Source organism: Luteimonas abyssi (assembly GCF_001482195.1).
GTDB classification, from domain to species: Bacteria; Pseudomonadota; Gammaproteobacteria; order Xanthomonadales; family Xanthomonadaceae; genus Luteimonas; species Luteimonas abyssi.
This window is the reverse complement of the sequence record NZ_KQ759763.1, coordinates 1,577,397-1,593,406: the sequence shown is the minus strand read 5'-3', so window position 1 is coordinate 1,593,406 and position 16,010 is coordinate 1,577,397. Positions and strand designations below refer to the sequence as shown.

Below are 16,010 nucleotides of genomic sequence, written 5' to 3'. Positions count from 1 at the left end.
CCGGTACGGCCACATCGAAACCCGTGTTGCGGACGCCCGTGACGGCGCGTGCGGTCTAACGCACCGGGCAGCGCGGCAGGCCGTCGCCGGCGACGCATTCGATGCAACACATCTGCGTCGGTCGCGGCGCGGTCGGTACCGCGCCCGGGCCGGGTGCGGACATGGGGGCGCCGGTGGGTGCGGTCTCCTGCAACGGCGGCCAGGCCGGAGCCGGTGTCAGGCCGGCCAGCGTCTGCTCCGGCTGCAGTTGCAGCAGCACGGTCCAGTCCTGCCGGTTGGCGTCGCAGGCGGACGGCCACTCCGGACTGCAGGCCGGATCGTCCGACTGGCGCATGGACAACCCCTGCAGGTGCCCGCCCGCGCTGAGCGGCAAGGTGCGCGAGGTGACCGCATCGAACACGTTGCCGCCGACCAGCCAGGCCAGGCCCTGCCCCGGGTCCGTGCCGACGATCACGTCGCAGTGCATCCCGAGGCCTTCCTCGCCGCCGGCCAGCAGTTGGGCCAGCCCCTGGAACCCGAACACGCGGTTGGCGGCACGCACGTAGCACAGCAGATCGCCCGGACGGACCGGCGCCGATTCCGGCGCGGCCACGCGGTAGGCGCTGGTCTCCGGCGAGCGATAGGCATCGCGCACGTACGCCACGTGGCTGGCCGCGGCATTGAAGCCGGGCAGCGCCGCGCGACGCATCACCCACGACACGAACGCGGCCGACCACGGCGTATCCACGACGAAGGCGCGGCAGGCCGGCGACGGCGTCGTGGCGTACGGCGCATAAGCACAATCCATGGCGCCCGGACGCCCGGCGGCGGCCGGGAGCAGCCCGCTGTCGCGCCAGTAGGTGGCGACGCGGCGCCAGGCCTGCTCGCCATTGGTCAGCAGCCCGGTCTCCGCTTCGCGCACCACCGAGCCCGCCACCCGCCCCCGCTCGTCGATGAAAGGACGATGCCAGTGCAGGTGCTCCTCGCAGGCGATGGCCGCGATTCTCACCCCGGTCTCGGCGGAGGTCGTCTGGCTGCGCAGCAAGGGACAGGGATCGGCGGCGTGCGCCGGCGCCGGCATCGCCAGCAATGCGCACCACACCAGCATCAGGCCGAGGGCCATCGCGACAGACCGCATCGCCGTCTCCGTAGGAAAGTCGTGTCGATCCTGCGTGTCGCGACGTGAAGGGCGTCGCCACGCCTGCGGGTCGGCGTGGCCGGCGCGACGAGGCGTGAGGTCGTCAGCCGGTGCCCGCGGCGCAGAAGGCGACGTAGTCGATGTAGCCGGGGAACGGCCGGCCGGGCGCGCACAGCGGGCAGTCCGGGTCGGCGTGCAGCCGGGTTTCGCGGAACCGCATGTCGAGCGCGTCGAAATGCAGCAGGCGACCGCGCAGCGGCGTGCCGATCCCGAGCAGCAGCTTGATCGCCTCGGTCGCCTGGATCAGCCCGATCACCCCGGGCAGCACGCCGAGCACGCCGGCCTCGGCGCAATTGGGCGCGGCCTCCGGCGGCGGCGGCTCCGGGAACAGGCAGCGATAGCACGGCGCCTGGCCGCGGCGCCCGGCGGTGTCGAAGACGCTGCTCTGGCCCTCGAAGCGATGCACGGCGCCGTAGACCAGCGGCTTGCCCAGCTTCACGCAGGCGTCGTTGAGCAGGTAGCGCACGGGGAAGTTGTCCGCGCCGTCGATGACGACGTCCACGCCCTCCAACAGCCGCTCGACGTTTGCGGCGGTGACGCGTTCGGCCACCGCCTCCACCCGCACCCGGGGGTTGAGCGCGGTGAGCGCGGTCGCCGCACTGGCGACCTTGGCGCTGCCGATGCGGGCATCGGTGTGCAGGATCTGGCGCTGCAGGTTGCTGCGGTCCACGACGTCGTCGTCGGCGATGCGCACGCGGCCGATGCCGGCCGCGGCCAGGTAGTAGGCCGCGGGCGAACCCAGGCCACCTGCGCCGATCAACAGCACGGTCGCCTCGGCCAGGCGCGCCTGCCCGTCCACGCCGATCTCCGGCAGGCGCAGGTGGCGCGCGTAGCGCTCGTGGAAATCCGGGTCCACGCCCTCGGCCGGCGCCCCCATCGGCAGGCCTTCGGCCTGCCAGCGCGAGGTGCCGCCGGCGACCGACAGCGGGCGTCGATACCCCTGCGCGGCGAGCAGTTCCACGGCCTGCGCGGACCGCCCGCCGGACTGGCAGATCAGCAGGATTTCGGCATCGGGATCCGGGGCGACACCGGCGATCTCGCGGGCCAGGTCGCCCAGGGCGATGCCGGCCGCGCCGTCGGCCATGCCGAGGTCGCGTTCGTGGGCTTCGCGCACATCGATCAGGAGGCTGCCGGCCTGGTGCCGCCGGCGCGCGTCTTCGGGAGCAATCTCGGTCGCTGTCATGGGCGGATTATCCCCCCGTCGGCCCGGCCGCGGCGGGCCAGGCCTGCATCGCAGCGTTGCGCGCGCTCCGGGCGCGGCCTCAGTAGAGGATCACTTCCACCGCGGTCCCGGCCGGATACGGGCGCGCGCCCTCGTCGAGCACGACCAGGGCGTCGGAATCCGCTGCCGCGCGCATGCGGTGGGAGCCGTCGGCGGGGTTGGGTTCGACCTCCAGCGTGCCGTCGTCGCGCCAGCGCAGGCGGCCGCGCAGGAACTCCAGGCGCTCGTGGCGCTTGTCCCAGTCGCTGGCCAGCCTGGCGAATCGCCGCGGCGGTTCGGCGGCGCCCTGCAAGCCCTCGGCGAGCCGGCGTCCGAGCGCCAGCCAGGTCGCCAGCACCGAGACCGGATTGCCCGGCAGGCACAGGAACAGCGCATCGCCCAACTGCCCGCCCTCGGCCAGCAGCACCGGCATGCCCGGTTTCAGGCGCGCCTTCCAGAACAGGATCTCGGCCTTCTCCTGCAACAGGGCTGGCAGGTGGTCCTTCTCGCCCGCCGAGACGCCGCCGCAGGTGATCACCAGATCGAACGCGTGCCCGGCGTGCAGCAGCGCCGAATACACCTGTGCGGGATCGTCGGGGAGCGTCGGCCACGCGGTGGGTTCCAGTCCGGCATCGCGCAGGGACGCCATCAACTGCACGCGGTTGGAGTTGTAGATCTGTCCGGGGGCCAGCGCCTGGCCGGGCTCCACGAGCTCGTCGCCGGTGGTGAAGACCGCCACGGTCGGGCGCCGCCGGACCGCGACCTCCGCCAGCCCCTGCGACGCGCACAGCGCCAGCCGGGACGCGGTCAACGGTTGCCCGGCGGCCACCAGCAGGTCGCCGGCCTTGCTGTCCTCGCCGGCGCTGCGCACATGGCGTCCGCGCGGCAGGTCGACGCGCAAGCGCACGCGGGTCGTGCCGTCGGCGTCCTGCAAGAGCTCGGTGTCTTCCTTCATCACCACGGTATCGGCGGCCGGCGGCAGCGGCGCGCCGGTGGTGATCCGGATGCAGGTGCCGGCGGCGACATCGAGCGGCGCCTGCTCGCCCGCGAACTGTTCGCCCGCCAAGGCCAGGCCGGCGTCGCGCGCCTGCGCCAGGTCGTCGTGCCGGAAGGCGAAGCCGTCCATCGCGGAGTTGTCGAACGGCGGCTGCGGCAGCGTCGCCCGGACATCCTCGGCCAGCACGTGGCCGTGCGCGCGGGCCAGCGGCCGGCGTTCGACCGGCAGGCGCTTGCGCGCCGCGGCGGCGTCGAGAATGGCGCAGGCCTGCGCGTACGAGATGCGGGTCGGAAATGACGGGGTCACGTAGGGTCCAGATGTACGAAAGGCTTGGGATTCGGCGGCACGCCGGGATCGCGGTGCCGGCGCGCGGTCGATGCGCGATGGCGTGCGGCACCCGCGTCGATGCGGGAGATCACGGCCGTCGGGCGTCGGGACGGACGCCGGCCGCCGCCAGATCGTCCGCGGTGTTGAGATTGCCGATCGTGCCGGAAATCGCCACGGCACGCATGCCGAGCGCCGCATGCAGGCCGCGCACCGGCAGACGCCCGTCGGCGATGGCCTGCGCTGCGGCCATCGTCAGCCGGTGTGCGGGCCAGCAGGCGAACAGCGGCTGCAAGCCGTCGTCGTCTTCGGCGAACGCGGGCGCATGGGCGATCAGGGCACGGACGGCGGCCGGCGCGAGCCGCAGCGCATCCACAGGCACGGTGAGCAGCCAGGGCGTCGCACAGGCGTGCGCGAGCGCGTGCAGGCCGCCCACCGGCCCGCAGTCCGGGTGCGCATCGGCGACCACGTCCAGGGCGAGCGCGCGGTAGCGTTCGGCGTTCCGGTTGGCCGAGACCAGCACCGCGCCCACGAGCGGCGTGAGCTCGGCAATGATCGATTCGATCTGCGACCGGCCGTCGCGGTGCAGCCAGGCCTTGTCGAGGCCCCCGAGCCGGCTCGCGCGTCCGCCGGCCAGGATTCCCAGCGTCACGTCGGCCGGCGTCACGTCGGCCGGCGTGGCCGGCGGCGGTGGCGGCGCCATGTCCGCGGTCACGCCGCAGGCCTACTTGCGCTTGACGTGGCGCAGCAACCGGCGCTTGCGCGCCACCTGGCGCTCGGTGAGCACGTTCTTGCGGTCCTTGTACGGGTTGTCGCCTTCCTTGAAGACGAAGCGCACCGGGGTGCCGACCAGCTTGAACCGCTTGCGGAAGAAGTTCTCCAGGTAGCGGTGATAGCTCTGCGGCAGACTCTTCAGGCGCGACCCGTGCACGACGATGGTCGGCGGGTTGGTGCCGCCCGGGTGCGCGAAGCGCAGCTTCGGCACGTGGCCGCGCACGGTCGGCGGCGGGTTGCTCTCGTAGGCCATCTCCAGCGCCCGGGTGACCTCGGTGGTGCCGAGCTCGCGGGTGGCCGAGACGTGCGCACGGTGGATGCCGCGGAACAGCTCGCGCAGGCCCGAGCCGTGCTTGGCGCTGATCCGGATCGCCTCGGCCCACGGCACGAACGCGAGCTTGCGCGACAACAGCGCCTCGACCTGCTCGCGCTGGTAGGTGGTCAGGCCGTCCCACTTGTTCACCGCCACCACCAGGGCGCGGCCGGCATCGAGCACCGCACCGAGCACGCTGGCGTCCTGGTCGGTGACGCCTTCGCTGGCGTCGATGAGCACCACGGCGATCTGGCATTCCTCGATCGATTGCAGCGTCTTGACCACCGAGAACTTCTCGACCGCCTCCTCGACGCGCGCGCGCCGGCGGATGCCGGCGGTGTCGATCAGGCGGTACTTGCGCCCGTCGCGCTCCAGGTCCACGGCGATCGAATCGCGGGTCGTGCCCGGGACCTCGGAGGCGATCATCCGCTCCTCGCCCAGCAGGCGGTTGACCAGGGTCGACTTGCCGACGTTCGGCCGCCCGACGAAGGCGACGCGCATCCGCTCGGGATCCTGGTCCAGTTCCTCGCCCGCCCCGGCCTCGGGCAGCCGGGCCATGACGTCCTCGATCAGTTCGTCCAGGCCCACGCGATGGGCCGACGACACCGGCACGATGTCGTCGAAGCCGTACCGCGCGAACTCCGCGACCGCGGCCCGGGTATCCAGGCCGTCGGTCTTGTTGACCACCAGCAGGGTCGGCCGGTCGCTCTTGCGCAGCCAGCGCATCAGGTCGTCGTCGAGCGCGGAGGCGCCTTCGCGGCCGTCGACCACGAACAGCACCAGATCCGCCTCCTCCGCCGCCGCCCGGGCCTGGCGCGCGGTGGCACCGGCCAGCCCCGCCTCGTCGCCGGCGATGCCGCCGGTGTCGATCAGCACGAACGGCCGCTCCGGATCGAGCCGGCACACCCCGTAGTGGCGGTCGCGGGTCACGCCCGGCTCGTCGTGCACGAGCGCGTCGCGGGTCCGCGTGAGCGCGTTGAACAGTGTCGACTTGCCGACGTTGGGGCGGCCCACGAGGGCGACGAGTGGAAGCATGGAGATCAACCCTGGAGAAGAATCGGCCCGATGCGGACATCGGCCGGGTCAAGAATCAGCCGGGTACATCGGCCTGCGGGCGACGACGTCCGGCACCACGCCCATCCGATGCGCCGAACGCGAAAACGGCACCGGCCGCTCGACGCGGCCGGTGCCCATGGTAGTGCAGCGATGCGGACCCCGCGACGCGGGGCGCCACGCGCTTACTCGGCGCCGATGCGCCAGGCGCTCAGGTCGCCTTCGACGTTCTGCACCACGAGGATGCCGTCGGCCACGACCGGCGTGCCGCGCAGCGCCTTGCGGCCGGCGCGGGCGCGGGCCGCGAACTGCCCGCTGTCCAGGCTGAGCCAGTGCAGGTAGCCGTCGTAATCGCCGACCACGACGTAGTTGCCATGGGCGACCGCGGAGGTGAGATCGCGCCGCGCCAGGCCGTCCTGGTGCCACATCGGCGAACCGCTGCGCTTGTCCAGGCCCCAGACGCTGCCGGCCGGATCCGACACCGTGACCAGGTTCGCCGTGATCGCCGGACGCCCGGCACCGCCGCGATCGCTGGCCCACAACGGGCGCCCGCTCGGGCCTTCGATCGCCATGGTCTGCCGCGCGTAACTGGTCGCGAACAGCGTCGTGTCCTCCAGCACCGGGGTGCCGTCGATATCGGCCATGCGCTCGAGCTCGGTACGGCCCTCGGGCACCCCGACCATCTGCTCCCACAACACCCGGCCGTCGCTGAGGCTCAGCGCGGCGACGGTGCCGTCGTCGTTGCCCGTGAAGGCGATGCCCGGGCCGAGCACGACCGAGCCGTGCCCGCGCAGGGTCAGCGTCGGCAGCTCGCGGACCCAGAACCAGCGGCGATCGCCGGTCGTGGCATCGAACGCGGTCACGCGCCCGTCGTTGGAACGCACGATCACGACGCCCTGGCCGATCACGGGCGCCGCCAGCACCTCGTTCTGCACCTTGGCCTGCCAGCGCTCCGCGCCGGTCTCGGCGTCGAGTGCGACCACTTCGCCATCCAGGCCGCCCACGACCACCAAGCCGTCGCCCACGCCGGGGCCGCCGGACAGGCGCAGGTCGGAGTCGTAATGCCACACCCGGGCGCCGGTCTGCAGGTCGAAGGCCCTTACGCCGCCGCGCACCGCCGCCGCGTACACCCGGCCGTTGGAGATCGTCGGCGCCTGGCGCACGCCGATCCGGCGTTCGCCGCGCCCCGCGCTCGCCGTCCACAGCCGGTTGGCCGAGGCGGTCGCGGTGAAATCGACGAGCTCCACGGGATCGGTGGTGTTGGGGGTGTCGTCGTCGTTGCTGCTGAACCAGCCGCGCACGGTGCTGCAGCCGGAGAGAAACGCCACGCTGAGCAGCACGATGGCCGTGCGCTGGGCCAGGGTACGGGAAGCGGACATCATCAGAGAGCCTCGTTCGGGGTCGGTTCGCCGCCGACATCGGCGAGCTTGAGTTCGATCAGGCCGCGTCCGGGCGAGGCGACATCGAGCTGGGCAAGCGCACGACCATACGTGGCGCGCGCGTCGTCCGACCGGGCCAGCGCCACCTGGGCGTCGCCCAGGGTCTCCAGGCCGGACGGATCGCTCGCATCCTGCAGCAGTGCGACGGCCTCGTCGGCCCGTTCGGCCGCGATCAGGAGCTGCGCCAGACGCTGGCGGCGGATCGGCTCCAGGGCCGGGTCCGAGGCGTCGGCGGCCTCCAGGGTCTGGATGGCGCCGTCGACATCGTCGCCGTCGACCTGCGCGCGCGCCAGTTCGAGCGCGGCGAGGGTCGCGTAGCGGCTCCCCTGCATCGCGGCGACCTGCTGACGGGCATCGTCGAGGTCGCCGGTGGCGAGGTCAGCCACCATCCGCTGGTAGGCGACGCTGGCCTCGACCCGCTGCACATGCTGCTCGCCCTGCCACCAGCGCCAGCCGAAGATGAGCCCCAGCGCGACCAGCAGGCCGGCCACGATGCCGAAACCGTTCTGTCGCAGCCAGTCGCGGACGCGCTCGCTCTGTTCGTGTTCGTCGGGAAGATCGTCGATCGCCATGCCGTTGTTCGCCGTACGCGTTCTCGCCGTACGCATTGCGTGCACGGCCTTGTTGTTCTTCTGGGAAGTCGTCCGCGCTCAACGCCGACGACTGGATCTGCACCGGGACCACGGCCCGGCGGTCATGCCCGCTCCGCGCGCTCCGTCAATCGGAGACCGGGGCCAGCGAGCCGTCAGAGGATACCCTAAAGCGCGCCACGTTCGCCCGCTGGAAGGCCGACGTATCCTGAACCTCGTCGCCGCGTCGGACCTCCACCGCGCCGGCGTTGCCCAGCACCACGCGCCCCACCTGACCGGCCTCGTAGGTCCGCGACTCGCCCGACCGCAGCAGCCCCTGCTCGAGCTCGCTGCCGTCGGGCGCCATGATCTGCATCCAGCTCTCGTCGCGGAAGGCCAGCGTCAGCGACGAGGCGGCGGGCGACGTATCCGGCACGGCCTGCGGCTGCGGCGCGCGTTGGACCGAGGGCGTGATCGACGCCACGAACGGCCGCTGCGATTGCGTCGCCGGCGGACGGCTGTCCGGCCCGCGCTCGCCATCGACGGGCTGCGCGAGATCGGCAGGATCCACATCGAGCGAGGCCAGCGACTGGATGCCGCCGTCGACATGCTGGCGCGTCACCACCCAGACCGGCACCGCGATGGCCGCGGTGATCACCACGTAGACCAGGCGACGGGCGGCCTGTTCGGCGAACCGCTGCACCGGCGAGGTGTAGGTACGCGGCTCGAGCCGCGAGGGTTCCACCGGGCGCTGCGCGTCTTCCGGCCACAGGGCATCGCCCGGCAGGCCGAGCGCGCGCGCATAGCTGCGGATCTGGCCACGCACGAAGACCGGTGCGCCGAGGCGACCCCAATCACCGGCTTCGAGCGACTCGACGACCCGGATCGGCACGCGCATCTTGGACGCGACGGCCTCCACCGTCAGCCCGGCGTGCTCGCGGGCGTCTCGCAGGCGATCACCGTGGCCCTGGTCGGGCAGGCCTGGATTCGCTGCAGATGTCATGGCTGACTGCTTTCCCCGGCTGATTCGGACAGCGCGCCCGGGAATTCCGTTCCCAGTTGCTGACGGTAACGATCGGCGTTCACCTTGTCGCCGAGTGCTTCTTCGATCTGCGAGGCCAGCCGGAGCGCGCCGGCAGTCGCCGGTGCGGCCGCCAGACGGCGCTGCGAGAATGCGCGCGCCTCGAAAAACTGCCCAATACGGTACTGGTATTCCGCCATCGATGACAATGCCAGCGCGTTTTCCGGATCCAGGCGCAGCGCCACGCGCAGGTCGCGCTCGGTCCGGTCGGGCTGCCCCGCCGCGGCGGCGCAGGTGCCGGAATTGGCGAGCGTGTCGGCATGCCGGCCGTGACGCTCGTCGGACAGCACGCGGTCGAAGTAGCCCATCGCCTCCACGGCACGGCCGTTGCCGCACAGCCAGGCCCCATAGTTGTTGAGCACGATGACGTCGCCGGGCGCGGCCTCGGCGGCGCGGCGGTAGAACTCGCCGGCCTGCGCGGGGCGTCCGCGACCCTGCTCGATGAATGCGAGGATGGTCAGCGCGTCGGCGGACTTCGCATCGAGCCGAAGGGCTTCGCGGGCGGCGGCCTCGGCGGCGTCGAGATCGCCGGTGGCGAGGGCGCGGTCGGCCCGGCTCAGGTGCAGCGCGGCCTCTGCCTGGCGACGATCCTGCGGGCGCGAGCGGATGTTGTACTCGGGCGCCACGCTGGTCTCGCCGCGCACGGTGTAGCTGGGACGGGACGAACAACCGACGGCGAGAACCGCGGCCGCGACCGCGATGACGAACAGAACGCGCGCCGCCGGCTCAGAGCGCCGCATCGACGCCTCCCTGCGCCTTCAGCTGCTTCTGGAACTCGGCCTGTCGCCGGGTGCGGTCGGCCACTTGTCCCTTGAGCTGCCCGCAGGCCGCATCGATGTCGTCGCCCCGGGTGCGCCGGACCATGGTCAGCACTTGCGCATCGAGCAACAGCTTCTGGAAGGTGCGGATGTCGGCGTCGTCGGAGCGCTCGAAGCGCGTGCCCGGAAACGGGTTGAACGGGATCAGGTTGACCTTGGCGGCGTCCTTCATCTGCACCGCGCGGTCGAAGGCGCGCATCAGCTTGGCCAACTGGCGGGCGTGCTCGGGGCGGTCGTTGACCCCGCGCATCAGCGTGTACTCGAACGTGATCGAGGTGCCCTTGCGACGCAGCGCGTAGCGCTGGCAGGCGGCCATCAACTCGGCGATCGGGTACTTCTTGTTCAGCGGCACCAGTTCGGTGCGCAGTTCGTCGTTGGCCGCGTGCAGCGAGACCGCCAGCGAGACGTCGCTGGCCTCGCCGAGGCGGTCGATCATCGGCACCATGCCGGCGGTGGACAGGGTCACCCGCTTGTTCGCCAGCCCGTAGCCGAGATCGTCGCGCATCACGCTCATCGCGCGCACGACGTTGTCGAAATTCATCAGCGGCTCGCCCATGCCCATCATCACGACATTGGTGAGCTTGCGCTGCTTGTGCGGCACGTTGCCGAGGTGGCGCGCCGCGACCCAGACCTGGCCGATGATCTCGGCGGTCGACAGGTTGCGGTTGAAGCCCTGGGTCGCGGTGGAGCAGAACTGGCAGTTCAGCGCGCAACCGACCTGCGACGACACGCACAGCGTGCCGCGCCCCTTGTCGGGGATGAACACCGTCTCGATGGCGTTCTTGCCGTCCATGCCGAGCAGCCACTTGTGGGTGCCGTCGACGGAGGGCTTCTCGAACTGGATCCCGGGCACGCGGATGTCCGCATGCGCCTCGAGCTTGGCGCGCAACGCCTTGCCGAGGTCGGTCATCTCCTCGAAGGTGGTGACGTGCCGGTGGTGGATCCACTTCATGATCTGGTGGGCGCGGAAACGCTTCTCGTCGAGGCTCTCGACGAAGAAGCGCTCCAGGCCCTCGCGGTCCAGCTCCAGCAGGTTCTGCCGGGCCGGCGGCGGCGCGGCCGCCGCACCGCCCTGCCCGACGGCCGCGCGCGACGACGCCGCGGCCGGAGCGGATCCGGTCGCGGCGCTTGCGGGTGACTGGGGCAGGTCGATGCGGTCGGTCATGGCGCGGTCACTGCGCGATCAACGCGCGTAGACGTCGGTGCTCGGGAAGAAGTATGCGATCTCGACGGCTGCCGTCTCGGCGGCGTCCGACCCGTGCACGGCGTTGGCGTCGATCGAATCGGCGAAGTCGGCGCGGATGGTGCCCGCCTCGGCGTCCTTCGGATTGGTCGCGCCCATCAGGTCGCGGTTCTTGGCGATGGCGCCCTCGCCTTCCAGCACCTGGATCATCACCGGACCCGAGATCATGAACTCGACCAGGGCGTTGAAGAACGGACGCTCGCGATGTACCGCGTAGAAGCCCTCGGCTTCCTTGCGCGACAGCTGCTTCATGCGGGCGGCCACGACCTTCAGGCCGGCCTTCTCGAAACGGGCGTAGATCTCGCCGATGACGTTCTTGGCAACGGCGTCGGGCTTGATGATGGACAGGGTGCGCTCGAGCGCCATGGACGGTCTCCGATCGGGTGGGCGGCAACGAATCGCGGCCCGGATTAACAGGGAAGGTTCACAGGGAAATGGAAAAACCCGCGACTTTGCGCGGGTTTAGCCAACCTGGTTGGCAGCGATTCTAGCTCATCGCGATTCGCATTTGAAGGCGCCCCGATGCCGATGTTGCGCTGCGGTTTGACCGCGCGCGCCACACCCGCCTACCATCCAAACAAGCGTTTGATTGTGGAGCGGCATGGCTTCTTCCCAGTTTTCGACCAAGGAGCGCATCCTCGGCGCCGCTGAAGAACTGTTCGCGGACCAGGGGTTCAGCGCCACGTCCCTGCGCCAGGTGACCGGCCGCGCGGACGTCAATATCGCGGCGGTCAACTACCACTTCGGCAGCAAGGAGAATCTCGTCAACGAGGTCTTCCGGCGCCGCATGGACGATATGAGTGCCCAACGCCTGCTGATGCTCAACGCGGCCCGGATGGAGCGGCCCGGCGCGCTGGAAGCCGTCCTGGCCGCATTCGTGGAGCCGGCGCTGGCGCTGGCGGGCGATCGCGACGGGGGCGCGGCCTTCATTCGCATCATCGCGCGCGCCTATGCGGAACAGAACGACCGCCTGCGCGGCTTCCTGTCCGAGCGCTACGGCCATGTCCAGCGCGAATTCGCCCGCGCGATCGCCGATTGCGTCCCCGGCCTGAGCAAGGAAGCGCTGTATTGGCGCCTGGATTTCCTGGGCGGCGCGCTGACCTACGCGATGGCGGATTTCGGCCTGATCCGGCGGCCGCCCGGCGTCGACGAGGCCGAGCATCGGCGTCGCGCGGCGCAGGAGCTGATCCGGTTCGCGGCGGCGGGCATCCGTTGCCAATGACATCGCCGATCGCCCGCACGCCGCGATCGTCTGTTCACCCGCCCGAGGGCGGATCCATTCCGGATCGACAGCTGTCGATTCGATCTTTTTCGATTCAAGGAGTTGCGAAGAATGTCTGAGAAACTTCTGGTCCGCCGGGCCGCCGTACTGGGCGCCGGCGTCATGGGCGCGCAGATCGCCGCACACCTGACCAACGCCGGCGTGGACACCGTCCTGTTCGATCTGCCGGCAAAGGACGGCCCCCAGGACGGCATCGTCCTGAAGGCGATCGGCAACCTCGGCAAGTTGAGTCCTGCGCCGTTGGCGAGCAAGGCGCTCGCCGAGGCGATCGTCCCGGCCAACTACGAGACCGGCCTGAGCCAGCTCGAGGACTGCGACCTGATCATCGAGGCCATCGCCGAACGGATGGATTGGAAGCAGGATCTGTACCGCAAGATCGCGCCGCACGTGGCCGGGCATGCGGTCCTCGCCAGCAATACTTCGGGTCTCGGCATCAATGCGTTGGCGGATGTTCTTCCTGAAGAACTTCGCCATCGGTTCTGCGGCGTGCACTTCTTCAACCCGCCGCGCTACATGCACCTGGCCGAGCTGATTCCGGCCGCCGGCACCGACAGGCGCGTGCTCGAAGGGCTCGAGACCTTCCTGACGACCCAGCTCGGCAAGGGCGTGGTCTACGCCAAGGACACCCCGAACTTCATCGGCAACCGGATCGGCGTGTTCTCGATCCTGTCCACGATCCACCACACCCAGCAGTCGGGGCTCGGTTTCGACGAGGTGGACGCGCTGACCGGCCCGCTGGTCGGCCGCCCGAAGTCGGCGACCTACCGCACCTCCGATGTGGTCGGCCTGGACACGATGGCCCACGTCATCAAGACCATGGCCGACACCCTGCCCGACGACCCGTGGCACAAGTACTTCGCCGCTCCGGCATGGCTGCAGGCCCTGATCGATCAGGGGGCGCTGGGCCAGAAGGCCGGCGCCGGCATCTTCCGCAAGGTCGGCAAGGACATCAACGTCCTCGATCTTGAGAAGCAGGACTACCGCCCCGCCGACCGCAAGGCCGCCGACGAGGTGGTCGAGATCCTGAAAATCAAGAACCCCGCGGAGAAGTTCCAGAAGCTGCGCGAAAGCGCCCATCCGCAGGCGCAGTTCCTGTGGGCGGTGTTCCGCGACCTGTTCCACTACAGCGCCTACCATCTGGCCGACATCGCCGAGACCGCGCGCGATGTCGATCTCGCCATCCGCTGGGGTTACGGCTGGTCGCTCGGGCCCTTCGAAACGTGGCAGGCCGCGGGCTGGCAGCAGGTGGCGCAGTGGATCGCCGACGACATCGCCGCCGGCAAGGCCATGAGCGACGCCCCGTTGCCGGCCTGGGTGCTCGACGGCCGCAAGGGCGTGCATTCGGCCGAGGGCAGCTACAGCCCGGCCGAGGGCACGCAGGTCGCCCGCTCCACCCTGCCCGTCTATGCCCGCCAGCGGTTTCCCGACCCGGTGCTGGGCGAAACCTTCGCGCAAGGCGAGACCGTCTACGAAAACGACGGCGTGCGCCTGTGGCACGACGGCGACGGGATCGGCGTGGTTTCGTTCAAGACCAAGATGCACACGGTTTCCGACCAGGTCCTCGACGGACTGCAGGAGGCGATCGCCATCGCCGAGCGCGACTTCCAGGGCCTGGTGATCTGGCAGCCGAAGGAGCCCTTCTCCGCCGGTGCCGACCTGGCCGGCGCCCTGGGCCTGCTGCAGGCCGGCAAGGTCGATGCGTTCGAGGCGATGGTCGCCAACTTCCAGCGCACCAGCCAGCGGATCAAGTACGCGCTGGTGCCGGTGGTGGCCGCCGTTCGCGGGCTGGCGCTGGGGGGCGGGTGCGAGTTCCAGATGCACAGTGCCCGCACCGTGGCGCACCTGGAAAGCTACATCGGCCTGGTCGAGGCCGGCGTCGGCCTGTTGCCGGCCGGCGGCGGCCTGAAAGAGATCGCCCTGCGGGCGTCCGAAGCCGCCGGCCCCGGCGGCGACGTGTTCGCCGAACTGAAGAAGACCTTCGAGACCGTGGCGATGGCCAAGGTCTCCAATTCCGCGGTCAACGCCAAGGAGCTGGGCCTGCTGCGTGCCGACGACCGCGTGGTCTTCAACGCCTACGAGCTGCTGCACATCGCCAAGGCCGAGGCGCGCGCGCTGGCCGAGGCCGGCTACCGCCCGCCGCTGCCGGCACGCCGCATCCGCGTGGCCGGCGACGTCGGCATCGCCACGTTCCGCATGCTGCTGGTGAACATGCTCGAAGGCCGCTTCATCAGCCCCTACGACGACGAAATCGCCACCCGCATCGCCACCGTGCTGTGCGGCGGCGAAGTCGACCGCAATGCGGTGGTCGACGAGGACTGGCTGCTCACGCTGGAGCGCAGGCACTTCGTCGAGCTCGCCCAGCAGGAAAAGACACAGGCCCGCATCGGTCACATGCTCAAGACCGGCAAGCCGCTGAGGAACTGAGGTTCGGGACCGGTATCCGCCCAGTGCGGATGCCGTGCCGACGCGTTCCCACCCGAATCCAGACTCCGGAGTCCACCCCATGACCAAGCAGATCCAGGACGCCTACATCGTCGCCGCCACCCGCACGCCCGTGGGCAAGGCGCCGAAGGGCGTGTTCCGCAACACCCGTCCCGACGACATGCTCGCGCATGTCCTGAGGGCCGTCGTCGCGCAGGCGCCGGGCATCGATACCGGGCGTATCGACGACGCCATCATCGGCTGCGCCATGCCCGAAGGCGAGCAAGGCATGAACGTGGCGCGCATCGGCGCGCTGCTGGCCGGCCTGCCCGACACCGTGGCCGCCCAGACCGTCAACCGCTTCTGCTCGTCCGGCTTGCAGGCGGTCGCGCTGGCTGCGGACCAGATCCGCCTCGGCAACACCGACCTGATGCTGGCGGGCGGCACCGAAAGCATGAGCATGGTGCCGATGATGGGCAACAAGGTCGCGCTGTCGCCATCGGTGTTCAAGGACGACCACGTCGCCATCGCCTACGGCATGGGCATCACCGCCGAGAAGGTCGCCGAGGAATGGAAGGTCTCGCGCGAGGAGCAGGACGCCTTCGCCGCCGCCTCCCACCGCAAGGCGCTGGCGGCCATCGAGGCCGGCGCGTTCAAGGACGAGATCAGCCCCTACGAGATCCTGTCGCACGTGCCCGACCTCGCCGGCAACGCGATCCAGCTGAAGAAGCTGCTGGTCGATACCGACGAAGGGCCGCGCCCGGGCACGTCGGTCGAAGCACTGGCCAAGCTGCGGCCGGTGTTCCGCAACGGCCAGTTCGGCGGCACCGTCACCGCCGGCAACGCCTCGCAGATGAGCGACGGCGCCGGCGCGGTGCTGCTGGCCTCCGAGCAGGCGATCAAGGATTACGGCCTGACGCCGCTGGCGCGCTTCGTCAGCTTCTCGGTCGCGGGTGTGCGCCCGGAAGTGATGGGCATCGGTCCGATCGCCGCCATTCCGAAAGCCCTCAAGCAGGCCGGCCTGACCAAGGACCAGCTGGACTGGATCGAGCTCAACGAGGCGTTCGCAGCCCAGGCGCTGGCAGTGATCCGCGACAGCGGACTGGATCCCGACAAGGTCAACCCGCTCGGCGGCGCGATCGCACTGGGTCACCCGCTCGGCGCGACCGGTGCGATCCGCACGGCCACCCTCGTCCACGGCCTGCGCCGGCAGCAGCAGAAGTACGGCATGGTCACGATGTGCATCGGCACCGGGATGGGCGCCGCGGGCATCTTCGAAGCCCTCTGACGGCCGCGGACACGTTTCGCGACGCAACGA

At 70.6% G+C, this 16,010-nt stretch carries 14 protein-coding genes; 3 read left to right on the top strand and 11 right to left on the bottom strand.

The features are described from left to right. Positions 1–55: 55 nt before the first annotated feature. The 11 genes from RG19_RS06575 to ndk all read right to left on the bottom strand — a co-directional run bounded on the left by RG19_RS06575 (position 56) and on the right by ndk (position 11,355). Positions 56–1,117 (bottom strand): DUF2272 domain-containing protein, encoded by a 1,062-nt coding sequence (locus tag RG19_RS06575; RefSeq protein WP_082672526.1) that lies wholly within the window; start codon positions 1,115–1,117, stop codon positions 56–58. Between the two features lie 103 nt (positions 1,118–1,220). After that, entirely contained in the window at positions 1,221–2,360 is a 1,140-nt protein-coding gene (gene moeB, locus RG19_RS06570; protein ID WP_058834579.1) for a molybdopterin-synthase adenylyltransferase MoeB, read from the bottom strand. 79 nt (positions 2,361–2,439) lie between these two features. Beyond that, on the bottom strand, positions 2,440–3,681 hold the full coding sequence (locus RG19_RS06565) for a molybdopterin molybdotransferase MoeA (protein ID WP_058834578.1): 1,242 nt from the start codon (positions 3,679–3,681) through the stop codon (positions 2,440–2,442). A 109-nt stretch (positions 3,682–3,790) separates the two neighbouring features. Then, positions 3,791–4,414 carry a molybdenum cofactor guanylyltransferase gene (mobA, locus tag RG19_RS06560; protein ID WP_238376598.1) on the bottom strand — a complete coding sequence of 208 codons (624 nt, stop codon included), beginning with the start codon at positions 4,412–4,414 and terminating at the stop codon, positions 3,791–3,793. Between the two features lie 9 nt (positions 4,415–4,423). Beyond that, the gene (gene der / locus RG19_RS06555; RefSeq protein ID WP_058834576.1) at positions 4,424–5,821 is read right to left on the bottom strand and encodes a ribosome biogenesis GTPase Der; all 1,398 of its coding nucleotides are present in this window, start codon (positions 5,819–5,821) and stop codon (positions 4,424–4,426) included. Positions 5,822–6,024: 203 nt separating this feature from the next. Beyond that, complete coding sequence (gene bamB, locus RG19_RS06550; RefSeq protein ID WP_058836456.1) at positions 6,025–7,218, bottom strand: outer membrane protein assembly factor BamB; 1,194 nt, start codon at positions 7,216–7,218, stop codon at positions 6,025–6,027. A gap of 2 nt (positions 7,219–7,220) precedes the next feature. Next, positions 7,221–7,850 carry a YfgM family protein gene (locus RG19_RS06545; protein ID WP_058834575.1) on the bottom strand — a complete coding sequence of 210 codons (630 nt, stop codon included), beginning with the start codon at positions 7,848–7,850 and terminating at the stop codon, positions 7,221–7,223. Positions 7,851–7,995: 145 nt separating this feature from the next. Continuing rightward, a complete protein-coding gene (locus RG19_RS06540) occupies positions 7,996–8,850 on the bottom strand; it encodes a helix-turn-helix domain-containing protein (protein ID WP_058834574.1) in 855 nt (284 codons plus the stop codon). Continuing rightward, entirely contained in the window at positions 8,847–9,668 is an 822-nt protein-coding gene (locus RG19_RS06535) for a tetratricopeptide repeat protein (protein ID WP_058834573.1), read from the bottom strand. Before RG19_RS06535 ends, RG19_RS06540 begins: the two co-directional genes overlap by 4 nt. Further along, positions 9,655–10,911, bottom strand: a complete 1,257-nt coding sequence (rlmN, locus tag RG19_RS06530; protein WP_082672524.1) for a dual-specificity RNA methyltransferase RlmN — start codon at positions 10,909–10,911, stop codon at positions 9,655–9,657. Before rlmN ends, RG19_RS06535 begins: the two co-directional genes overlap by 14 nt. An 18-nt stretch (positions 10,912–10,929) precedes the next feature. Beyond that, entirely contained in the window at positions 10,930–11,355 is a 426-nt protein-coding gene (ndk, locus tag RG19_RS06525) for a nucleoside-diphosphate kinase (RefSeq protein ID WP_058834572.1), read from the bottom strand. Between the two features lie 235 nt (positions 11,356–11,590). Here ndk and RG19_RS06520 point away from each other — a divergent pair, with 235 nt between their 5' ends. From RG19_RS06520 to RG19_RS06510, 3 genes are all read left to right on the top strand, one after another. Beyond that, positions 11,591–12,211 carry a TetR/AcrR family transcriptional regulator gene (locus RG19_RS06520; RefSeq protein WP_058834571.1) on the top strand — a complete coding sequence of 207 codons (621 nt, stop codon included), beginning with the start codon at positions 11,591–11,593 and terminating at the stop codon, positions 12,209–12,211. Positions 12,212–12,322: 111 nt separating this feature from the next. Further along, positions 12,323–14,695, top strand: a complete 2,373-nt coding sequence (locus RG19_RS06515) for a 3-hydroxyacyl-CoA dehydrogenase/enoyl-CoA hydratase family protein (protein ID WP_058834570.1) — start codon at positions 12,323–12,325, stop codon at positions 14,693–14,695. A 79-nt stretch (positions 14,696–14,774) separates the two neighbouring features. Then, positions 14,775–15,980, top strand: a complete 1,206-nt coding sequence (locus RG19_RS06510; RefSeq protein WP_058834569.1) for an acetyl-CoA C-acyltransferase — start codon at positions 14,775–14,777, stop codon at positions 15,978–15,980. Positions 15,981–16,010: the final 30 nt, after the last annotated feature.

Excerpts from the sequence above, each read along its gene's own strand:
- moeB (WP_058834579.1), bottom strand. The coding sequence starts at position 2,360 with ATGACAGCGACCGAGATTGCTCCCGAAGACGCGCGCCGGCGGCACCAG.
- RG19_RS06575 (WP_082672526.1), bottom strand. The coding sequence starts at position 1,117 with ATGCGGTCTGTCGCGATGGCCCTCGGCCTGATGCTGGTGTGGTGCGCA.
- bamB (WP_058836456.1), bottom strand. The coding sequence starts at position 7,218 with ATGTCCGCTTCCCGTACCCTGGCCCAGCGCACGGCCATCGTGCTGCTC.
- RG19_RS06540 (WP_058834574.1), bottom strand. The coding sequence starts at position 8,850 with ATGACATCTGCAGCGAATCCAGGCCTGCCCGACCAGGGCCACGGTGAT.
- RG19_RS06515 (WP_058834570.1), top strand. The coding sequence starts at position 12,323 with ATGTCTGAGAAACTTCTGGTCCGCCGGGCCGCCGTACTGGGCGCCGGC.
- ndk (WP_058834572.1), bottom strand. The coding sequence starts at position 11,355 with ATGGCGCTCGAGCGCACCCTGTCCATCATCAAGCCCGACGCCGTTGCC.
- RG19_RS06520 (WP_058834571.1), top strand. The coding sequence starts at position 11,591 with ATGGCTTCTTCCCAGTTTTCGACCAAGGAGCGCATCCTCGGCGCCGCT.
- RG19_RS06545 (WP_058834575.1), bottom strand. The coding sequence starts at position 7,850 with ATGGCGATCGACGATCTTCCCGACGAACACGAACAGAGCGAGCGCGTC.
- RG19_RS06535 (WP_058834573.1), bottom strand. The coding sequence starts at position 9,668 with ATGCGGCGCTCTGAGCCGGCGGCGCGCGTTCTGTTCGTCATCGCGGTC.
- rlmN (WP_082672524.1), bottom strand. The coding sequence starts at position 10,911 with ATGACCGACCGCATCGACCTGCCCCAGTCACCCGCAAGCGCCGCGACC.
- der (WP_058834576.1), bottom strand. The coding sequence starts at position 5,821 with ATGCTTCCACTCGTCGCCCTCGTGGGCCGCCCCAACGTCGGCAAGTCG.
- RG19_RS06510 (WP_058834569.1), top strand. The coding sequence starts at position 14,775 with ATGACCAAGCAGATCCAGGACGCCTACATCGTCGCCGCCACCCGCACG.